We start from the raw sequence: 21,571 nt of genomic DNA, 5'->3' as shown, positions 1-21,571 counted from the left end.
GGCCACGGTCGCCCCGATGCCCGGTCACGACTCCCCAGCGTGACCGGGCATTCCGGCGTTCCGCGCCCGGGTCAGCGAGCCGCCGTCTCGGCGTAGTTCTCCAGCTTGTCCGCGGCGGTCCGGGTGCCGCCGGCTTCGCGGACGCGGCGGCTCTCCGCACGGAGGCGGGCCCGCAGCGCGTCGTCGGCGAGCACGGCTTCGACGGCCTCGCGCAGGCTCTCCGGGCTGACCTCGTCGCGGTCCAGGGCCCGGCCGAGGCCCAGCTCGGCGATCCGCCGGGCGACGACGTCCTGCTCGGGCATCTGCGGCACCGCGACCAGCGGCGTGCCGAAGTAGAGCGACTCCATCGTGCTGCCCATCCCGGCGTGGCAGACGAACGCGGACGCGTGGCGCAGCACGGAAAGCTGCGGGACCCGGGCGTGCACCTCGACGTTCGGCGGCAGCTCGCCGAGCGCCGAGACCGGCACGCGGTCCCCGATGGCCATCACGACGTGCACCGGCCGGCCGGCGAAGGCGGCCACGCAGGCGCGGAAGAACTCGGGGCGCAGGTTGTGCGCCGTGCCGAGCGAGACGTAGACGACCGGCAGGCCGGTCACCGGCGGTGTCCAGTCACCCTGGAACCCGCGTTCGGACAGGCACGGCCCGACGAAGCCGAAGCGCTCGTCGAAGGTGTCGCCGGCGTACTGGAACTCGCGGGTCAGGAAGACCAGCCGCGGCTCGTCCGGCTCGCCGCGCGTGATGTCCTCGGGGGTGACGTCCGCGAACCCGTTGCGGGACAGGAACTCGGTGAACTCGGCGTGGAACGCGGCGGTGGCCGGGTGCTCGGCGGCGACGCCGGCGATGCGCTCGGCCTCCTCGGCCACGGAGTACTCGGTGTTCGCGGCGAAGGTCGGGAACAGCTCCAGCGTCGGCCGGTCCCAGCGGCGCCCGAGCATCCGGGCGAGCGGGTACATCGTGACGTCGTAGGCGATGACGTCCGGCAGGTCGCCGTCGAAGTGCGCCAGCAGCGCCGGGGCCAGCTGCGCGCTCTCCCGCAGCAGGATCAGCGGCAGCCAGGCGACGTCGTCGGCGGTGACCTCCTTGCCGGGGTGGGCCGAGGCGAGCGTGGTGTCGACGACGAGGACGTCCGCGCCGGCGGCCCGCAGCGCGGGGGCGAACTCGGCGGTGGCGGCGTAGGTGACCCGGTGGCCGCGGCCGACGAGCTCGGCCACGACCGCGATGGTGGGGTTGACGTGCCCGTGGGCGGGGATGGTGACGAACGCGAAATGGCGGGACATGGTCTGCTTCCTTTTCGGAGGTTTCGTCCGGATCACCGGCGGGCGGGGCGAGGTGGTTCAGGCGGTGACGGCGCCGGCGGTGGCGCTCTTCTTCTTGTCGCCGATCAGTCCGGTGCGCTGGCCGTAGACCTGGCCGAAGATCTGCAGGCCGATGAAGAGCACGGCGTACTGCGCGCCACCGAGGCCCGGGACCAGGTCGACCGGCAGGGTGTAGGCCATGACCCCGCGGACGACGGCGTCGAGCACGAGCGCGATGCCCCAGGCGGCGGTGACCACGCGCATGCCGTGGCGGAAGCTCTCGGACGTGGCGAACCGGTGCGTCCAGGTGTCCTCCGGCGTCTTCGCCTTGGCGTCGGCGATCGGCCGCGCGGCCTCGTAGATGAACGGGCGGTTCGTGCGGAGCGTGCCGAGCAGCCACAGGCCGGCGACGGCGGTCAGCCAGCCGTCCTTGGCCAGCAGGAACCGCTCGCTGCCGGTGAGGAAGGACGCGGCGACGCTCAGCAGCAGGATGGTCAGGGTGAACAGCGCCAGGCCGCCGACCTTGCGGGTCCGCACGACCTGCCAGATCACGTGGACCAGGGGCGCGGCCCCGCCGGCGAGCAGGGCGAGCAGCTGGTCGACGCCGGCGGCGCGGAGGCCGTAGTAGAGGGCGATCGGGGCGACGAGGTCGACGACCAGGTTGGTCACGATCGCGCCGACTGCGCTGGTCTTCGGAGCGGTGGTGGTCATCGGGTTCTCCCAGGTCGTCGGTGGTGTGTTTCCAACGTAGAAGGGAGTGGATCTCGTCAGAACCCCTCTTCTACCCCGACCGGGGTGGAGTTTTCTTTATGCGGGCAGGGGTGGTATCCGTCTCCGCCCGGCCACGCTCCGTGAGTCAGACTGACCGGGTGGGCTCGCCCGGAGGAGGAACCGACATGAGTGACACGGCGGTCGCCGTCGGCGCACCCGTGGCCACCCGGCTGCGGCGCGCGCCGCGTGACCTCGCGCGCGGCGCCGCGCTCGGCCTGCTCAGCCTGGGCGAAGCGGCGCTCGCGGTCGGCACCCTGCTGTCGCTGGTGCTGTGGTTCGGGCTCGGGATGTTCCCGCTGTTCCTGCTGATCACGGTGGTGATCCGGCGGATCGCGAACACCGCGCGCGAGCTGGCCGGGAAGTGGTCCGGGGTGCCGGTGGCGGTGCCGTACCGGCCGCGGCCGCGGCTCGAACGCACCGAGCACGGCTGGTACTGGAGCGGGAAGGACTACCACAAGCGCCGCTGGTTCGCGGCGGTGTCGCTGCGGGTCCGCTGGATCTGGGGCGACCCCGCGACCTGGCGCGACCTGGCCTGGCTGCTGGCCGACCCGGTGGTCGGCGGCGCGCTCGCGGCGTTCCCGGTGCTGCTGGTGCTGACCGGGCTGACCGGCGTGCTGCTGGCGGTGGGACAGGCGGCCGGGGTCGTCGGCGAGCTTTCGTGGCTGGGCGGCACGGAGGTGCCGCTGCAGATCGCCGTCGGGCTCGCGTGCGTCGCGGCCGGGGCCGCGTTCGCCGGCCCGCTGCTGCGGCTGCACGGCGAATGGACGTCGCTGCTGCTGAAGCCGGGACGGCGGGGGAAGCTCAACGACCGCGTCCGGCAGCTGACCCGCACCCGCGCGGACGCGCTGGCCACGCAGGCCGCCGAGCTGCGCCGGATCGAGCGCGACCTGCACGACGGCGCCCAGGCGCGGCTGGTCGCGATGCGGATGAAGCTGGCCGCGCTGTCGCAGTTCATCGACCGCGACCCGGACCGGGCCAAGGAGCTGGTGCTCGAGCTGCGGGACTCCTCGAGCAAGGCCCTGCAGGAACTGCGGGACCTGGTGCACGGCATCCACCCGCCGGTGCTCGCCGAGCGCGGGCTGCGGGACGCGCTGCGGGCGTTCGTGCTCGACCTGCCGCTGGACGCGAACGTCGACATCGAGCTGCCCGGCCGGTTCGAGCCGGCGGTGGAGGCGGCGGTCTACTTCAGCGTGTGCGAAGCGCTGGCCAACGTCGTCAAGCACGCGCAGACCCGGGACGTCACCGTGCGGCTGCGGTTCGACGACGGGCTGCTGGCCGGCGCGGTGGTGGACGAAGGCCGCGGCGGGGCCGATCTCGCCGCCGGGTCCGGGTTGCGCGGGATCGCCCAAAGGCTGGAAGCGTTCGACGGTAGTCTGGGCGTCGTCAGCCGGCCCGGCGGACCGACCCGCGTGAGTTTGGAGATCCCGTGCGCGTTGTGCTCGCCGAAGACCTCGCTCTCCTGAGGGACGGCTTGACACTGCTGCTGCAGTCGCACGGTTTCGACATCGTCGCCGCGGTGGAAACCGGGCCCGAACTGCTGAAGGCGCTGCTGGAGCACCGCCCCGACGTCGCCGTGGTCGACGTCCGGCTGCCGCCGAGCTTCACCGACGAAGGCCTGCAGGCCGCGCTGGCCGCGCGCAAGCAGGTGCCCGGGCTGCCCGTGCTCGTGTTGTCCCAGCACGTGGAACAGTTGTACGCCAACGAACTCCTGCAGGACGGCGCCGGCGGCGTCGGCTACCTGCTGAAGGACCGCGTCGGCGACGCCGAGGAGTTCGTCGAGGCGGTGCGGCGGGTCGCGGCCGGCGGCACCGCGATGGACGCGACGGTGATCGCGAAGCTGCTGGCGCGCCAAGCACGCAACGAGCCCTTCGAGACGCTCAGCCCGCGCGAGCGCGAAGTGCTGGAGATGATGGCCGAGGGCCGGTCGAACGCCGGCATCGCGCAGAGCCTCAACTTCAGCGACGGCACGGTCGGCAAGCACATCTCGAACATCTTCACCAAGCTGAACCTGCCACCGTCCAATGACGACAACCGGCGGGTGCTCGCGGTGCTGACCTACCTCAACCGCGGCAAGGCCGTCTGACCCTCGGGCTTCAACGCCCTGAAGGGCACCCTCAGGGACCGGAAGTCCCTGAGGGGCACCTTCAGGGCGTTTTCCCTTGTCCCGCCGGGTGACGTGCAGGGTGCCTAGGGGCCCCGTTAGGGGTTTCTGGCCCGCTCCGGGCTCAGTAGCGTTTTGCCTGCTCACGACGAACGTCGGGCGTTCGCGCGCCGCGTGACGGGCTTCGTCGCGGCTGCTCCTGCCCGTCCGCGATCTGTGGAGGACTCGCCTTGTCCAAGCTTGAGTTCGGCATCGCGATCGTCGGCATGGCCTGCCGGCTGCCCGCCGCGCCGGGGCCGGGGGCGTACTGGGACCTGCTGCGCCGTGGCCGGCACGCGATCACCGAAACCCCGCCCGAACGCTGGACCGGACCGGATGACGCGCCCGGGACCGGGTACGGCGCCTTCCTCGACGACGTAGCGGGCTTCGACGCCGCCTTCTTCGGTGTCTCCCCGCGCGAAGCCGCGGTGATGGACCCGCAGCAGCGGCTGATGCTGGAGCTGAGCTGGGAGGCCCTGGAGGACGCCGGCCTGCCGCCGGCCCGCCTCGACGGCGACAACGCGGGCGTGTTCTTCGGGGCCATCTGGGACGACTACGCGCACCTGCTCACCGAACACGGCGTCAGCACCCAGCACTCGCTGACCGGCGGGCACCGCGGCGTCATCGCCAACCGCGTCTCCTACACCCTCGGGCTGCGCGGGCCGAGCCTGGTCGTCGACTGTGGACAGTCGTCGTCGCTGGTCGCGGTGCACCTGGCCTGCGAAAGCCTGCGTCGCGGCGAATCCGCGGTGGCACTCGCGGGCGGGGTCAACCTGAACCTGATCGCCGCCAGCGCGGTCGGCGCGTCCCGCTTCGGCGGGCTGTCGCCGGACGGCCGCTGCTTCACCTTCGACGCCCGCGCCAACGGTTACGTGCGCGGCGAAGGCGGCGGCCTGGTCGTGCTGCGCCCGCTCGCCGACGCCCTCGCCGACGGCGACCGCGTCTACGGCGTCATCCGCGGCACGGCCGTGAACAACGGCGGAACCGCGGAAACCCTGACCACACCGAGTGAAACCGCCCAGCGCGAGGTGCTGCGGCTGGCGCACGAGCGGGCCGGCACCGAGCCGGGCGACGTCGAGTACGTCGAGCTGCACGGCACCGGCACACGCGTCGGTGACCCGATCGAGGCCGCCGCGCTCGGCGCGGTGATCGGCACGGCCCGCGCGGACGGCGCCCCGCTGCTCGTCGGGTCGGCCAAGACCAACGTCGGCCACCTGGAAGGCGCCGCCGGCATCACCGGGCTGCTGAAGGCGGTGCTGTGCCTGTGGCACGGCGAGATCGCGCCGAGCCTCAACTTCACCGCGCCGAACCCGGACATCCCCCTCGACACGCTGAACCTGCGCGTGACGACCGAGGCCACACCGTGGACCGGGCCGAACCGGCTGGCCGGCGTCAGCTCGTTCGGCATGGGCGGTACCAACTGCCACGTCGTGCTCGCCGCGGCCCCGGCTCCGGTACATCGGACGAGCGGCGGCGACCCGCTGCCGCTCGTGCTGTCCGCCCGGTCGCCGGAAGCGCTGGCCGTGCAAGCGAAATCGCTGTGGGACCGGCTGGCCGCGCACGACCCGGTCGACGTCGGGTACTCCCTGGCGACGACGCGCGCGTCCCTCGACCACCGCGCCGTGGTCGTGCCGGACGGCGATCTCGCGGGGGCACTCGACGTCCTCGCCGCCGGCGGTTCGTCGCGGTCGGTGGTCCGCGGGACCACGCGCGACGCGCGCCCGGTCGCCTTCCTGTTCTCCGGTCAGGGCAGCCAGCGAACCGGCGCGGGACAAAGGCTTTACGTGACCCAGCCGGTCTTCGCGGCCGCGCTCGACGACGTCTGCGCCCGCTTCGACCGCCACCTCGACGTCCCGCTGCGCGACGTCCTGTTCGAGTCCACGGAACTCCTCGACCGGACGCGGTACACGCAACCCGCGTTGTTCGCCCTCGAAGTGGCCCTGTTCCGGCTGCTGGAAAGCCGCGGTGCACGCCCGTCCGTCCTCCTGGGACACTCGATTGGCGAGCTGGCCGCGGCCCACGTCTCCGGCGTGCTTTCGCTCGACGCTGCGGCCGAGCTGGTGGCCGCCCGCGGCCGGCTGATGGACGCGCTGCCGGGCGGCGGCGCGATGCTCGCCGTCGAGGCCACCGAGGCGGAAGCGCTTTCCGCACTGACTCCCGCGGTGTCGATCGCCGCGGTCAACGGGCCGCAGGCGGTCGTGCTGTCCGGAGACGCGGACGCCGTCACCGCGCTGGCGGACCATTTCACCGCGCTGGGGCGCAAGACCAAGCGGCTGACGGTCAGCCACGCGTTCCACTCGCCGCACATGGACACGATGCTCGACGACTTCCACGCGGTCGCCGCGCGGCTGACCTTCGCGCCGCCGCGGATCCCGATCGTCTCCACCCTCACCGGCCGTCTCGCCACCGCCGAGGAACTCGCCGACCCGGGCTACTGGACGCGGCACGTGCGTGAATCGGTCCGTTTCGCTGACGCCGTAAGCGCAGTCGGCGACGCCGTGTTCGTCGAGCTGGGCCCGGACGGCGTGCTGTGCGCGATGGCCCGCGAGTGCGTCTCCGGCACCTTCGCCGCCGTCCTGCGCCGGGACCGCAACGAGACGGCCACCTTTCACACCGCCCTGGCACAGCTGCACGTCCACGGCGCCGACGTCGACTGGGCCGCGGTCTACGGCGACCGCGGCAACCGCGTCGACCTGCCGACCTACCCGTTCCAGCGCAGCCGTCACTGGTTCGACGGCCCCGCGCGCCCGCCGGCCCCGGCCGTCGAGCGGTCGTGGGCGCAGCGGGTCGCGGACCTGCCCGCCGCCGAGCGCGACCGCCGCCTCGGCGACGTCGTCCGCGCGGGTGTCGCGGTGGTGCTCGACTACGCCGGCGCGACCGACGTCGACCCGGAGCGGACGTTCAAAGAGCTGGGCATCGACTCGCTCACCGCGGTCGAGCTGCGGGACCACCTCGGCCAGGTGACCGGCCTGCGGCTCGGCAGCGGCGTGCTGTTCGACCACCCGACGCCGGCGGCGCTCGCCCGGCACCTGGAAACCGAGCTGTCCGACGCTCCGCAGGCCACCGCGGAGACCGTGGCCGTCAGCGACGAGCCGATCGCCATCGTGGCGATGAGCTGCCGTTACCCCGGCGGCGTCCGGACCCCCGAAGACCTGTGGCACCTGGTCGCCGAGGGCGTCGACGCGATCGGCGGCTTCCCGGCCGACCGCGGCTGGGACCTCGACGGGCTCTACGACCCGGACCCGGAACACGCCGGCACGACCTACGCCCGCGGTGGCGGGTTCCTCGACGGCGTCGCGGACTTCGATCCCGCGTTCTTCGGCATTTCGCCGCGGGAAGCCGTCGCGATGGACCCGCAGCAGCGCGTCCTGCTGGAACTGACCTGGGAGGCGCTCGAACGCGGCGGTCTCGACCCGGCCGGGCTGCGCGGCACGTCGACCGGGGTCTTCGTCGGCGCCATGGCGACCGACTACGGCCCGCGCCTGCACGAAGCGGCCGGCGGCGCCGACGGCTACCTGCTCACCGGCACCACCGGCAGTGTCGTCTCCGGCCGGCTGGCGTACACGTTCGGCCTCGAAGGACCCGCGGTCACCGTCGACACGGCCTGTTCGTCGTCGCTGGTCGCCCTGCACTGGGCGGCGCAGGCCCTGCGCGGCGGCGAGTGCTCGCTGGCCCTGGCCGCCGGCGTCGCCGTGATGTCGCAGCCGGGCATGTTCATCGAGTTCTCCCGCCAGCGCGGATTGTCCGCCGACGGCCGCTGCAAGGCGTTCTCCGCCTCGGCGGACGGCACCGGCTGGGCCGAGGGCGCCGGAGTCCTGGTGCTGGAACGGCTTTCCGACGCCCAGCGCCACGGCCACCAGGTCCTGGCCGTGCTGCGCGGCTCGGCGGTCAACTCCGACGGCGCGTCCAACGGTCTCACCGCACCCAACGGCCCGTCGCAGCAACGCGTCATCCGCCGCGCGCTCGCCACCGCCGGACTGGCTGCTTCGGACGTCGACGCCGTCGAAGCGCACGGAACCGGGACGACCCTGGGTGACCCGATCGAGGCCGACGCGCTGATCGCGACCTACGGCCGGGACCGCGAGACGCCGCTGTGGCTGGGGTCGCTGAAGTCCAACATCGGGCACACACAGGCGGCCGCGGGCATCGGCGGCGTGATCAAGATGGTCCAGGCCCTGCGCCACGGCGTCCTCCCGCGCACGCTGCACGTGGACGAACCGACCCCGCACGTCGACTGGTCCGCCGGAACCGTCGCCCTGCTCACCGAGACGCGGCCGTGGCCGGAGACCGACCGGCCACGCCGGGCCGCGGTCTCGTCCTTCGGCGTCAGCGGCACCAACGCCCACGCCGTCCTCGAACAGGCCCCCGCGACCGACGCGCCGGAGAGCGCTTCCGGCCCGGTGCCGGTCGTGCTGTCCGCGCGAACCGAGGGCGAACTGCGGGACCAGGCAAAGAACCTCCTGGACTACCTGGCGGACACGGCGGTGTCCGAAGTGGACGTCGCGCACACGCTGACGTCGACGCGGGCACGGTTCCCGCAGCGCGCCGTACTGCTCGGCACCGATCTCCGGGACCAGCTGCGCACCCTGGCCGACGGCGGCAGCTCGCCGGACGTCGTCACGGGTTCGGTGCGCGGTTCCGGGAGGACGGCGTTCGTCTTCCCGGGCCAGGGCTCGCAGTGGGCCGGGATGGCGGTCGAGCTGGCCGGGTCCTCGCCCGCGTTCGCGGCGCGACTCGACGAGTGCGCGGACGCGCTGGCGTCCCATGTGGACTGGTCGCTGCTCGACGTCCTGCGCGGCGTCGAGGGCGCGCCGGGGTTCGACCGCGTCGACGTCGTCCAGCCGGTGTTGTGGGCGGTGATGGTGTCGCTGGCCGCGTTGTGGCGCGCGCACGGCGTCGAGCCGTCGGCCGTCGTCGGGCACTCGCAGGGGGAGATCGCGGCGGCGGTCGTCGCGGGCGCACTGTCCCTTGAGGACGGCGCGCTGGTCGTCGCGTTGCGCAGCAAGGCGATCCTTGCACTGGCCGGACGCGGCGGGATGGTCTCGATCCCCCTGCCGCACGACGAAGTGGCCGCGCTGATCGACGACCGGATCTCGGTCGCGGCGGTCAACGGCCCGCGATCCACCGTGGTCTCGGGGGACGCCGACGCGCTCGACGAGCTGGTGAACCGCTGCGAGGCCCGGGAAATCCGCGCCAAGCGGATCCCGGTGGACTACGCGTCCCACTCGGCGCACGTGGCCTCCCTGGAAGCTGAACTCCTGGACGTCCTGGCCCCGATCCGGCCGCGCGCCGCGGACGTGCCGTTCTACTCGACGGTCACCGGCGAGCCGCTCGACACGACGGTGATGGACGCCCGGTACTGGTACGAGAACCTCCGCAACACGGTCCGGTTCGAAGCGGTCGTGCGCCTGCTCGCCGAGCGCGGCCACTCGGTGTTCGTCGAGTGCAGCCCGCACCCCGTCCTCACCATCGGCGTCCAGGACACCGTGGACGAACTGGGCGCGGACGCCGTCGCCGTCGGCACCCTGCGACGCGACGACGGCGGCCCGGCCCGGTTCCTCAACGCGCTGGCGCAGGCCCACGTCTGCGGCGCCACCCCGGACTGGCGCACGGTCCTGTCCGGCGGCCGCGTCATCGAAGACCTGCCGACGTATCCCTTCCAGCGGCAGCGGTTCTGGCTCGAAGCCGCGGCCGGCGCGGGCGAACTGTCCTCGGCCGGCCTCGGCGCGGCCGGGCACCCGCTGCTCGGCGCCGCCGTCCGGCTCGCCGGCACCGGCGGCCTGCTCTACACCGGACGGCTGGCCCGGCGGACCCACCCCTGGCTGACCGACCACGCGGTGTTCGACACCGTGCTGCTGCCCGGGACCGCGTTCGTCGAGCTGGCACTGCGCGCGGCCGAGGACACCGGCTGCGACACGCTCGAAGAGCTGACCCTGGAAGGCCCGCTGCTCCTGCCGGAACGCGGCGCGGTCACCGTCCAGGTCGCGGTCGCGCCGGCCGACGACGACGGCCGCAGCGCGATCACCTTCCACTCCCGCCAGGACGACCAGGGCGACTGGACCCGGCACGCGACCGGGGCGCTCGGCACGTCGTCGGCGGCCGGGACCGCGCTGACCGCGTGGCCGCCGGCGGCCGAGCCGATCGACGTCGACGCGCTCTACCAGGACCTCGCGGACGCCGGGTTCGGCTACGGCCCGGTGTTCCAGGGCTTGCGCGCGGCCTGGCGCTCCGGCCGGGACGTCTACGCCGAGGTGGTCCTGCCGACCGAGGACGCCGCCCGGTTCGGGCTGCACCCGGCCCTGCTCGACGCCGCACTCCACGCCGCCGGCCGCGACGTCCTGATCGGCGCCGACAGCACGAGCAGCATCCCGTTCTCCTGGCGCGGCGTCACGCTGCACCGCACCGGCGCGACCGCGGTGCGCGTCCGGCTGACCGTGGGGGAGGGTGAACTCGCGCTCGCCGTGGCCGACGAGACCGGAGCCCCGGTGGCCACAGTGGACTCCCTGTTGCTGCGGCCGTTGACCAGGACCCTGACCGGCGCCGCACCCGACTCACTGTTCCGGGTGGACTGGACCGAACTCGAACCGTCCGAAGCAGACTCCACTGTCCTTCGGTGTGACGACCTCGACGAGCTGGCGGCACCGGAAGGTTTCATCGTCGTCCGGGTCGCGCCCGAGGCGGCGGACCTGGCCGAACGGGCCCACGCGGCCGCCGCCCGCGCGCTGGACCTGGCCCGGCGGTGGACGTCCGACGAGCGCTTCGCGGCGGCCAAGCTGGTCCTGCTGACCTCGGGCGCCCGGGCGGACGACCCGGCGGGGGCGGCGGTCTGGGGCCTGATCCGCGCGGCCCAGTCCGAGCACCCCGGCCGGTTCGTCCTCGCCGACGTCGCCCCGGGCGAGGAAGACCTCCTGCCGCGGGCGCTCGCGTCGGGGGAGCCGCAGCTCGCGGTGCAGGCCGGTACGACGTACGTGCCGCGGCTGCGCCGGGTCAAGCCGGCCGATGGCGACCTGCCGGTGTTCGACGGCACGGTCCTCGTCACCGGCGGCACCGGCACCCTCGGCGCCCTGCTCGCCGAGCACCTGATCACCGGGCACGGCGTCCGCGACCTGGTCCTGACCAGCCGGAAGGGCCCGGACGCGCCGGGCGCGCCGGAGCTGGCCGAGCGGCTGCGCGGACTCGGCGCCGAGGTCACGATCGCCGCTTGCGACGCCGCCGACCGCACGGCTCTGGCCGGTCTGCTCGACGGGCTGCCCGACCTCACCGGCGTGGTCCACGCGGCCGGGGTGCTCGACGACGGCGTCCTCGCCTCGCTGACCCCCGAGCGGCTGGCCGCCGTCCTGCGGCCGAAGGTCGACGCGGCCGTCCACCTGGACGAGCTGACCGCGGACCGGCCGCTCACGGCGTTCGTGCTGTTCTCCTCGGTGGCCGCGACGCTCGGCACCGCCGGGCAGGGCAACTACGCCGCGGCCAACGCGTTCCTGGACGCGCTCGCCGCGCGGCGCCGCGCCCAAGGACGGCCCGGCACCGCACTGGCCTGGGGGTTCTGGGCCGAACGCAGCGGCATGACCGGGCACCTCGCCGCCGCCGACCTGAGCCGCATGACCCGGTCCGGCGTGGGCGCGCTGCCCAGCGTCGAAGGGCTCGCACTGTTCGACGTCGCACTGCGCCAGGCCGACGCCACGCTCGTCCCGGCCCGGCTGGACCTGGCCACGCTCCGGGCGCGCGCCGGTGGAGACGTCCCGCCGCTGCTGCGGGAGCTGATCCGGACCCGCTCCCGCCGGGCCGACGAGCCGGCGAGCACCGCCTCCCTGGCCGGCCGCTTGGCGGCGGCCCCGGACACGGACCGGCCGCAGCTGGCGCTGGACGCCGTGCTGGCCGAGACCGCGACCGTGCTCGGCTTCGCCTCGGCCGCGACGATCGACGGCGACCAGGCGTTCAAGGAGATCGGCTTCGACTCGCTGACCGCGGTCGAACTCCGCAACCGGCTCACCGCGGCCCTCGGCCTGCGCCTGCCGGTGACGCTGATCTTCGACCACCCGACACCGCGCGCGCTGGCCGGTTACGTGCTGACCGAGCTGGCGCCGGCCGCACCGGCGGTGTCGGACCTGCCAGTGCTGGCGCAGCTGGACCACCTGCGCGGCGCACTGTCCACAGTGGACTCCGGCGACCCGGACCGCGTGCGGATCACCGCGCGGCTGCGGGCCCTGCTGGCCGAATGGACCGACGACGAGCACCCGGCGGACGACGTCGAGATCGACACCGCCGACGACGATGCGATGTTCGCGCTGATCGACAGCGAACTCGGGACTGTGTGAGGGATGGGCGACATGCCGACGGGCTGGGGTGAGCTGAATGTCCACTGAGGACAAGCTGCGGGACTATCTCAAGCGGGTGACCACGGACCTGCGGCAGGTCCGGCGGGAGCTGCGCGAGGAGCGGGAGCGCGACGCCGAACCGATCGCCATCGTCGGGATGAGCTGCCGCTATCCCGGCGGCGTCCGCTCGCCCGAGGACCTCTGGGAGCTGGTCGACGAGGGCCGGGACGCGGTCGCCGGGTTCCCCGAGCGCCGCGGCTGGGACCTCGGCGCGCTCTACCACCCGGACCCCGACCACGCGGGCACGTTCTACGCCCGTGAAGGCGGTTTCCTGCACGACGCCGACGAGTTCGACGCCGAGTTCTTCGGCATCTCGCCGCGCGAGGCGCTGGCGATGGACCCGCAGCAGCGCCTGCTGCTGGAGATCTCTTGGGAGGCCCTGGAACGCGCGGGCATCCGGCCGGAGTCGGTGCGCGGCACCCGCGCCGGCGTGTTCGCCGGCGTGATGTACCACGACTACGGCTCCCGGCTGCCGCACGCACCCGCCGACGTCGAGGCCTACCTGGGCAACGGCAGCGCGGGCAGCGTCGCCTCCGGCCGGGTCGCCTTCACCCTCGGCCTCGAAGGGCCCGCCGTCAGCGTCGACACGGCGTGTTCGTCGTCGCTGGTCGCGCTGCACCTCGCCGGGCAGGCGCTGCGGTCCGGCGAGTGCACGCTCGCGCTCGCCGGCGGCGTCGCCGTGATGTCGACGACCGCGACGTTCATCGAGTTCTCGCGCCAGCGCGGGCTCTCCGCCGACGGCCGCTGCAAGCCGTTCGCCGCCGCCGCGGACGGCACCGGCTGGGCCGAGGGCGCCGGCATGCTCGTCCTGGAAAAGCTGTCCGACGCACAGCGCAACGGGCACCGCGTGCTCGCCGTCGTCCGCGGCAGCGCGGTGAACTCGGACGGCGCGTCCAACGGCCTGACCGCGCCGAGCGGCCCCGCGCAGCAGCGGGTGATCCGGCAGGCGCTGGCCAACGCGCGGCTCACACCGTCCGAAGTGGACGCCGTCGAGGCGCACGGCACCGGCACGACCCTGGGCGACCCGATCGAGGCGCAGGCCCTGATCGCCACCTACGGCCGCGACCGCGAGACGCCGCTGTGGCTCGGGTCGCTGAAGTCCAACATCGGGCACAGCCAGGCCGCCGCGGGGGTCGGCGGCGTGATCAAGATGGTCATGGCGATGCGCCACGGCGCACTGCCGCGGACCCTGCACGTCGACGCGCCGACCCCGCACGTCGACTGGTCCACCGGGGCCGTCGAACTGCTCACCGAGGCTCAGCCGTGGCCCGAGGCCGACCGGCCGCGCCGCGCGGCGGTGTCGTCCTTCGGCGTCAGCGGGACGAATGCGCACGCGGTGCTGGAGCAGGCGCCCGCTGTTGAGACGTTGCCGTCTGCTGTGTCCGGTGTGGTTCCGGTCGTCCTGTCGGCCCGATCCGCGGAAGCGCTTATCGAACAGGCCGCCCGGCTCGCCGAACGGCTGGTCGACCCGGACCTCGGACTGCCCGATTTCGCCTGGTCGCTGGCGACGACGCGCGCGGCGCTGCCGGAGCGGGTCGCGTTCGCGGCCGCCTCTCGCGAAGAGGCCTTCGACGTCCTGTCCGGCTTGGGGCGCGGCGACGTCGTCCCGGCCGCGGTGCGCGGCTCGGCCCGTGGCGGCGCGAAGTCCGTTTTCGTCTTCCCCGGCCAGGGCTCCCAGTGGGCCGGCATGGCCGTCGGGCTGCTCGACGAGTCTCCGGTCTTCGCGACTCGGATGGCCTCATGTGAAACGGCGCTGTCGTCCTTTGTGGACTGGTCGCTGACGGACGTCCTGCGGGGCGGCGAAGGCGCACCCGGGTTCGACCGGGTCGACGTCGTGCAGCCGGTGCTGTGGGCGGTGATGGTTTCGCTGGCGACGCTGTGGCGGTCGTACGGCGTCGAGCCGTCGGCCGTGGTCGGCCACTCGCAGGGCGAGATCGCGGCCGCGGTCGTCGCCGGTGCGCTGTCCCTCGAGGACGGTGCCCGCGTGGTCGCCCTCCGCAGCAAGGCCATCCTGGCGCTGGCCGGACGTGGCGGCATGGTCTCGATCCCGCTACCGCACACCGAAGTCACCGAGCTGATCGACGACCGGATCTCGGTCGCGGCGGTCAACGGCCCGCGCTCGACCGTCGTCTCCGGTGACGCGGGCGCCCTCGACGAGCTGATGGACCGCTGCGCGGAAAGCGAGATCCGTGCCAAGAGGGTCCCGGTGGACTACGCGTCGCACTCGGCGCACGTCGAGTCCCTGGAAGCCGAACTCCTCGACGTGCTCGGCCCGATCCGGCCCCGCACGTCCGAGATCCCGTTCTACTCCACGGTCACCGGCGAGCCGATCGACACCACGATCGTCGGCGCCCGCTACTGGTACGACAACCTCCGCAACACCGTCCGCTTCGAGGACGCCACCCGCGCGCTGCTCGCCCGCGGCCACTCGGTGTTCGTCGAATGCAGCCCGCACCCGGTGCTGACGATCGGCCTGCAGGACACTGTGGACGATTTCGGCGTCGCGCTGGGCACCCTCCGCCGGGACGAAGGCGGCCTCCTCCGGTTCCTGACCGCGCTGGCCGACGCCCACGTCCACGGCGTCTCGCCGGACTGGGCGAAGGTGTTCGGCGGCGGCCGCGTCGTCGACCTGCCCACCTACGCGTTCAAGCGCGACCGGTACTGGCTCGACGCCCCCGCGCCCGCCGCCGGCGGCTCGGACGGCGGGTTCTGGGCCGCCGTCGACCGCGCGGACCTCGACCTCGGCCTGCCCGAGGACACCCTCCGCGACGTGCTGCCCGCGCTCGCCGCGTGGCGACGGCGTCACCTGGACTCATCCACTGTGGACGGCTGGCGGTACCGCGTCACCTGGGAGCCGGTCGACGTCGAGCGCGTGAAGCTGTCCGGCGTCTGGCTGGTGCTGGGGGAGGACGACCTCGGCGTCGCCGACGCCCTGGCCGCGCACGGCGCCGACGTCCGCCGCGAGCCGACGGACGAACCCCTGGCCGGGATCGTCTCCCTGGTCGGCGACGGCCGGGAAGCGCTCACCGCCACGACGAAGCTGCTGCAGTCCGAACTGGACGCTCCCGTGTGGACGATCACCTCCGGCGCGGTCACCACCGGCCGCGGCGATCGCGTCCGGCACCCCGATCAGGCCCTGGCCTGGGGGTTCGGCCGGGTCGCCGCGCTGGAGCAGCCGGACCGCTGGGGCGGCCTGCTCGACCTGCCGGAGACCCTCGACGACCGGGCCGCGGCCCGGCTCGCCGCGGTCCTGGCCGGGACCGGAGAAGACCAGGTCGCCGTGCGCGACTCCGGCGTGTTCGCCCGCCGGCTCGTCCGGGCCCAGCCGCGTCCGGCCGCCGACGGCTGGCAGCCGCGCGGAACCGTGCTGGTCACCGGCGGCACCGGCGCGCTCGGCGGCCAGGTCGCCGAGTGGCTCGCCGCGAACGGCGCCGAGCACCTCGTCCTCACCAGCCGCAGCGGTGCGACCGCACCAGGCGCCGAAGAGCTGCGCGCGAAGCTGACCGCGCTCGGGGTCGAGGTGACGATCGCCGCGTGCGACGTCGCCGACCGCGACGCCCTCGCGGCGTTGCTCGACGGTCTCGACCTGACGGCCGTCGTGCACACCGCCGGCGTCCTCGACGACGGCGTCATCTCCGCCCTGACCGACGACCGCTTCGACGACGTCCTGCGCCCCAAGCTCGACGCGGCCCTCGCACTGCACGAGCTGACCGGCGACCTCGACGCGTTCGTGCTGTTCTCCTCCTTCGCGGGCACGGTCGGCCACGCGGGCCAGGCCAACTACGCCGCCGCCAACGCGTTCCTGGAGGCCTTGGCCGAGCAGCGCGCGGCCGACGGGCTCCCGGCCACCGCCATCGGCTGGGGTCACTGGGCGGGCGGCGGCCTGGCCGACGACACCCTGCGCGGCGACCGCCTCCGCCGCGACGGCCTGGTCGCGATGGACCCCGCGCTCGCCGTCACCGGCATCGCACGGGCGATCGAACAGGGCGACACCGTCTCGGTCGTCGCGGACGTCGACTGGGACCGGTTCGTGCCGGTGTTCACCGCGTCCCGGCCGAGCCCGCTGCTCGGCGGCTTCACACCGTCCACAGCGGACACTCCGGCCCCCGCCGGGTTCGCTGGGCAACTGGCCGCGCTGACCGGCACCGACCGTGACCGGTTCCTGCTCGACCTGGTGCGGGCCCACGTCGCGGGCGTGCTCGGGCACGGCTCCCCGAGCGCGATCGAACCGCGCCGCGCGTTCCGCGAGCTGGGTTTCGACTCGCTGACCTCGGTCGAGCTGCGCAACCGGCTCAGCGCCGCGACCGGGCTGAAGCTGCCCGCGACCGTCGCGTTCGACCACCCCACGCCGCTGGACCTGGCCACGCTGCTCGGCGGCGAGGCGGGGGAGCGCGACGTCGCCCCGGTCGGCGCGGTCGTTGACGCCGTGGCCGACGACCCGATCGCCGTCGTCGCGATGACCTGCCGCTACCCCGGCGGCGTCGGCAGTCCCGAGGACCTGTGGGAGCTGCTGGCCGCGGGCCGTGACGCGATGGCGCCGTTCCCGGCGAACCGCGGCTGGGACCTCGACGCGCTCTACGACCCGGACCCCGACCACAAGGGCACCTGCTACGCCCGCGAAGGCGGGTTCCTCTACGACGCCGACAAGTTCGACGCCGGTTTCTTCGGCATCTCGCCCCGCGAAGCGCTGGCGATGGACCCGCAGCAACGGCTGCTGCTGGAGACGTCGTGGGAGCTGTTCGAGCGCGCCGGCATCGACCCGGATTCTTTGCGGGGCAGCGAAACCGGCGTGTACATCGGCACCAACGGCCAGGACTACGCACCGGGCCTGCACGAGTCGCCGGAAGGCGTCGAGGGCTACCTGCTCACCGGCAACGCGGCCTCGGTCGTCTGCGGCCGCGTCGCCTACACCTTCGGGCTCGAGGGCCCCGCGGTCACGGTGGACACGGCCTGTTCGGCGTCGCTGGTGGCCCTGCACCTCGCGACGCGGGCGCTGCGCAACGGCGAGTGCTCGCTGGCCTTGGCCGGCGGCGCGACGGTGATGTCCAAGCCGGGCGCGTTCGTCGAGTTCTCCCGCCAGCGCGGCCTGTCCGCCGACGGTCGTTGCAAGGCCTTCGCCGCCGGCGCGGACGGTACCGGCTGGGGCGAGGGCGTCGGCCTGATCCTGCTGGAACGACTGTCCGACGCCCGACGCAACGGCCACCGCGTCCTCGCCCTGCTGCGCGGCAGCGCGGTGAACTCCGACGGCGCGTCGAACGGCCTCACCGCCCCGAACGGCCCGTCACAGCAACGGGTAATCCGCCAAGCCCTGGCCGACGCGGGCCTGACACCGTCCGATGTGGACGCCGTCGAAGCGCACGGCACCGGCACTTCACTGGGCGACCCGATCGAAGCGCAGGCCTTGATCGCAACATACGGCCGAGACCGCGCCGACGCGCCACTGTGGCTGGGCTCGGTGAAGTCCAACCTAGGCCACACACAATCCGCGGCGGGCGTGGCCGGCGTCATCAAAATGATCCTGGCCATGCACCACGGACTCCTACCGAAGTCTTTGCACATCGACGAGCCGACCCCCGAGGTCGACTGGAGCGCGGGCACGGTAGCGCTCCTGACCGAGGCAACCCCGTGGCCCGACACCGACCGCCCCCGCCGAGCCGGAGTCTCATCATTCGGCATCGGCGGCACGAACGCCCACGTAGTCCTGGAAGCGGCCCCTTCTGACGAGTCCGTCGACGAGCCCCTGGAGAACGGCCCCCTCGTCCTGTCCGCCCGTTCAGCGCCGGCCCTACGGGCTCTGTCCGCCCGCCTGGCCGCACACGTCACCGCATCGCCGGACCTGACCCCGGCCGAGCTGGGTCACGCCCTGAGCACCACCCGGACCGCACACCGCCACCGCGCCGCACTGGTCGCGGCCGACCGAACCGAGCTACTGGTGGGCCTGACCGCTCTAGCCGAGGGAGCGGCTTCTGTACCCACCGGCGAGGCCTCCGAAGGGCGGCGGATCGCGTTCTTGTTCACCGGCCAGGGCAGCCAACGTCCAGGAATGGGCCGCGAGCTGTACCGAGAGTTCCCGGTATTCGCCGACGCCCTGGACAAGGTCTGCGCCCACCTGGACGCCCACCTGGACCGCCCGCTGAAGGAGGTCATGTTCGCCGAACCCGGCACCGAGATCACTGCCAGCATCGAGGCTGGCTCCGAGGCCGCCGCGCTGCTCGACCAGACCGCCTACACCCAAGCCGCACTGTTCGCCCTAGAGGTGGCCCAGTTCCGCCTGCTCGAACACTGGGGCATCACCCCACACCAGCTGCTCGGCCACTCGATCGGCGAGCTGGCCGCGGCCCACGTCGCGGGCGTCCTGACGCTGGCCGACGCCGCAACGCTGGTGGCCGCGCGCGGTCGTCTCATGCAGGCGCTCCCCACCGGCGGTGCGATGGTGGCGATCCAGGCCACCGAAGCCGAGGTTTCGGTATATCTGTCAGACCGTGTGACCATCGCCGCGCTGAACGGCCCGGACTCGACGGTCATCTCCGGCGACGAGGCTGCGGTAAAAGCCGTGGCGGAGCACTTCGCGGACCGCAAGACCAAGCAGCTCACCGTGAGCCACGCGTTCCATTCGCCCCTCATGGACCCGATGCTGGAAGAGTTCCGTGATATAGCGGAGTCTCTGTCATACGGTAAGACGGCTATACCGATAGTCTCAAACGTCACCGGCGAGCCGATCACCGAGTTCAACGCGGACTACTGGGTGCGGCACGTCGGCGAGGCAGTGAGGTTCCTCGACGGCGTCCGCGCGCTGGAAGCCTCCGGCGTGGACACCTACGTCGAGCTGGGCCCGGACGGCGTGCTCACCGGCATGGCCCAGGACTGCCTGGCCGAACCCGCGGTGTTCGTCGCCGCACAACGCCGTGACCGCGAAGAACCGTTCGCACTGCGGACCGCCCTGGCAACGCTGTTCGTCGCGGGGGTCAAGCCGGACTGGGCCGCGGTCTTCGGAGGAAAACGCGCGCTACGAGACCTGCCCACCTACCCGTTCCAAGGCGAGCGGTTCTGGCTCGAAACCACCGCACGACAGCCCGCCAAGCCGTCCACAGTGGACACTTGGCGCTACGCCATCACCTGGCGGCCAACGGACGACCCGGCCCCAGGCAACCTCGCCTCATGGCTCGTCGTAGTCCCGCCGGGAGAAGCGAACGACCCGGCCATCGACGCACTCACCAAGGCCGCAGCGGTCACCATCCTCGAAACCGACGACACCGACCGCGAAACCCTGACCATCCGCCTGGCCTCGCTCGACGACGTCGACGGCGTGCTCGCCCTGGGCGGCCTCGGCCCGCAGGTGACCACGACCCTCCTGCAGTCACTCGGCGACGCGGGTATCGACGCCCCGCTCTGGGTCGCCACCCGCGGCGCGGTCGCCACCCACCCGGCCGACCGCGTGGACCAGCCCGACCAGGCCATGCTCTGGGGCCTCGGCCGCACCGCCGCCCTCGAACACCCACGCCGCTGGGGCGGCCTGATCGACCTGCCCGCACACTTCGACGACCGAGCAGCCGCCCGGCTCACCGGCGTCCTGACCGGCAGCACCGGCGAAGACCAGCTCGCACTCCGCACCAACGGCCTGTTCGCCCGCCGCCTGACCCCGGCCCGCCCGGGACGCGGCGACGTCGACTGGGCCGCCGCCGGCCCGGTGCTGGTCACCGGCGGCACCGGCGCGCTCGGCTCGGCCGTCGCCCGCTACCTGGCCGGCCGGGGTGCCGAACGCCTCCTGCTGATCAGCCGCCGCGGCCCCGCCGCCCCCGGCGCGGCCGCCCTCGAAACCGAGCTGACCGCACTCGGCGCCGACGTCACCATCGCCGCGTGCGACGCCGGAGACCGCGCGCAGCTGGCCGCGTTCCTCGCCGACCACCCCGTCGGCGCCGTGGTGCACACCGCCGGGGTCCTCGACGACGGCGTCCTCGACGCCCTGACCGCCGACCGCTTCACCGACGTCCTGGCGGCGAAGGCGACCGCGGCCGCGAACCTGCACGAGCTGACCGGCGACCTGAGCGCGTTCGTGCTGTTCAGCGCGTTCGCCGGGACGGTCGGCAACGCCGGCCAGGCGTCCTACGCCGCGGCAAACGCTTACCTCGACGCGCTCGCCGAGCAGCGTCGCGCGGACGGCCTGCCCGCTACGTCGATCGCCTGGGGTGCGTGGGCCGGTGACGGCATGGCCGCCGGCGCGGTCGGCGACCGGCTCGGCCGCGCCGGGTTCGCCGCCATGGATCCCCGGGTCGCCGTCACCGCGCTGGGGGTCGCCGAGCCGTCCGCGTTCGTCGCCGTCGCGGACGTCGACTGGCCGGTCTTCGCGCCCGGGTTCACCGCGTCGCGGCCCAGCCCGCTGCTGGCCGACCTCGCACCGCAACCGGAAGTATCCACAGTGGACGAACGCGGGTTCGCCGAGCGGCTGGCCGCCGTGCCGGACGCCGAACGCACCCGGCTGCTGGAGGACCTCGTCCGCGAGACCGCCGGGCTGGTGCTCGGGCACACCGGTGCGATCGAGCCCGCCCGGCCCTTCAAGGAACTCGGCTTCACCTCACTGTCCGCAGTGGAGCTGCGCAACCGGCTCGACGCGGCGACCGGGCTGTCCCTGCCCGCGACGCTCGTGTTCGACCACCCGACCCCGCGGGCCCTGGCCGCGCACCTGCGGGCCGAGCTGATGCCGGCACAGGGCCCCGGCCCGGTGTCCCTTTTGGACGAACTGGACCGGCTGGAGGCGGCGCTCGCCGCGCTCGGCCCGGACGAGCTGACCGACCTGGCCCCCGACGACGAGGCCCGGGCCCGGATCGGCACCCGGCTCAAGGACCTGGGCACGGCCTGGCACCAGGCCGCGGACGTCCCCGCCGCCATCGGCGACGAGCTGGACGACGCGACCGACGACGAGATCTTCGCGCTGATCGACAAGAAGTTCGGCACCTCGTGACCGAGGCGGCCCGGCGTACCCACGAACTGCG

6 protein-coding genes are annotated in these 21,571 nt (G+C 73.6%); 4 read left to right on the top strand and 2 right to left on the bottom strand.

Going from position 1 to position 21,571, the window contains the following annotated elements:
* Positions 1-71: 71 nt before the first annotated feature.
* On the bottom strand, positions 72-1,277 hold the full coding sequence (locus OG570_RS43925) for a macrolide family glycosyltransferase (RefSeq protein ID WP_326954604.1): 1,206 nt from the start codon (positions 1,275-1,277) through the stop codon (positions 72-74).
* Positions 1,278-1,334: 57 nt separating this feature from the next.
* Positions 1,335-2,006 (bottom strand): VC0807 family protein, encoded by a 672-nt coding sequence (locus OG570_RS43920; RefSeq protein WP_326954603.1) that lies wholly within the window; start codon positions 2,004-2,006, stop codon positions 1,335-1,337.
* Between the two features lie 185 nt (positions 2,007-2,191).
* Here OG570_RS43920 and OG570_RS43915 point away from each other — a divergent pair, with 185 nt between their 5' ends.
* The 4 genes from OG570_RS43915 (at position 2,192) to OG570_RS43900 (ending at position 21,540) form a co-directional block, all read left to right on the top strand.
* Entirely contained in the window at positions 2,192-3,529 is a 1,338-nt protein-coding gene (locus OG570_RS43915) for a sensor histidine kinase (RefSeq protein WP_326954602.1), read from the top strand.
* Positions 3,493-4,149 (top strand): response regulator transcription factor, encoded by a 657-nt coding sequence (locus OG570_RS43910; protein WP_323331878.1) that lies wholly within the window; start codon positions 3,493-3,495, stop codon positions 4,147-4,149. The genes OG570_RS43915 and OG570_RS43910 overlap by 37 nt, the downstream gene beginning before the upstream one ends.
* Before the next feature lie 284 nt (positions 4,150-4,433).
* Positions 4,434-12,521 (top strand): type I polyketide synthase, encoded by an 8,088-nt coding sequence (locus OG570_RS43905; protein WP_442788356.1) that lies wholly within the window; start codon positions 4,434-4,436, stop codon positions 12,519-12,521.
* A 37-nt stretch (positions 12,522-12,558) separates the two neighbouring features.
* The gene (locus OG570_RS43900; protein ID WP_326954600.1) at positions 12,559-21,540 is read left to right on the top strand and encodes a type I polyketide synthase; all 8,982 of its coding nucleotides are present in this window, start codon (positions 12,559-12,561) and stop codon (positions 21,538-21,540) included.
* Positions 21,541-21,571: the final 31 nt, after the last annotated feature.

The organism is Amycolatopsis sp. NBC_01286, from assembly GCF_035982555.1.
GTDB lineage: Bacteria > Actinomycetota > Actinomycetes > Mycobacteriales > Pseudonocardiaceae > Amycolatopsis.
This window is presented reverse-complemented; position numbering and strand designations above follow the sequence as displayed.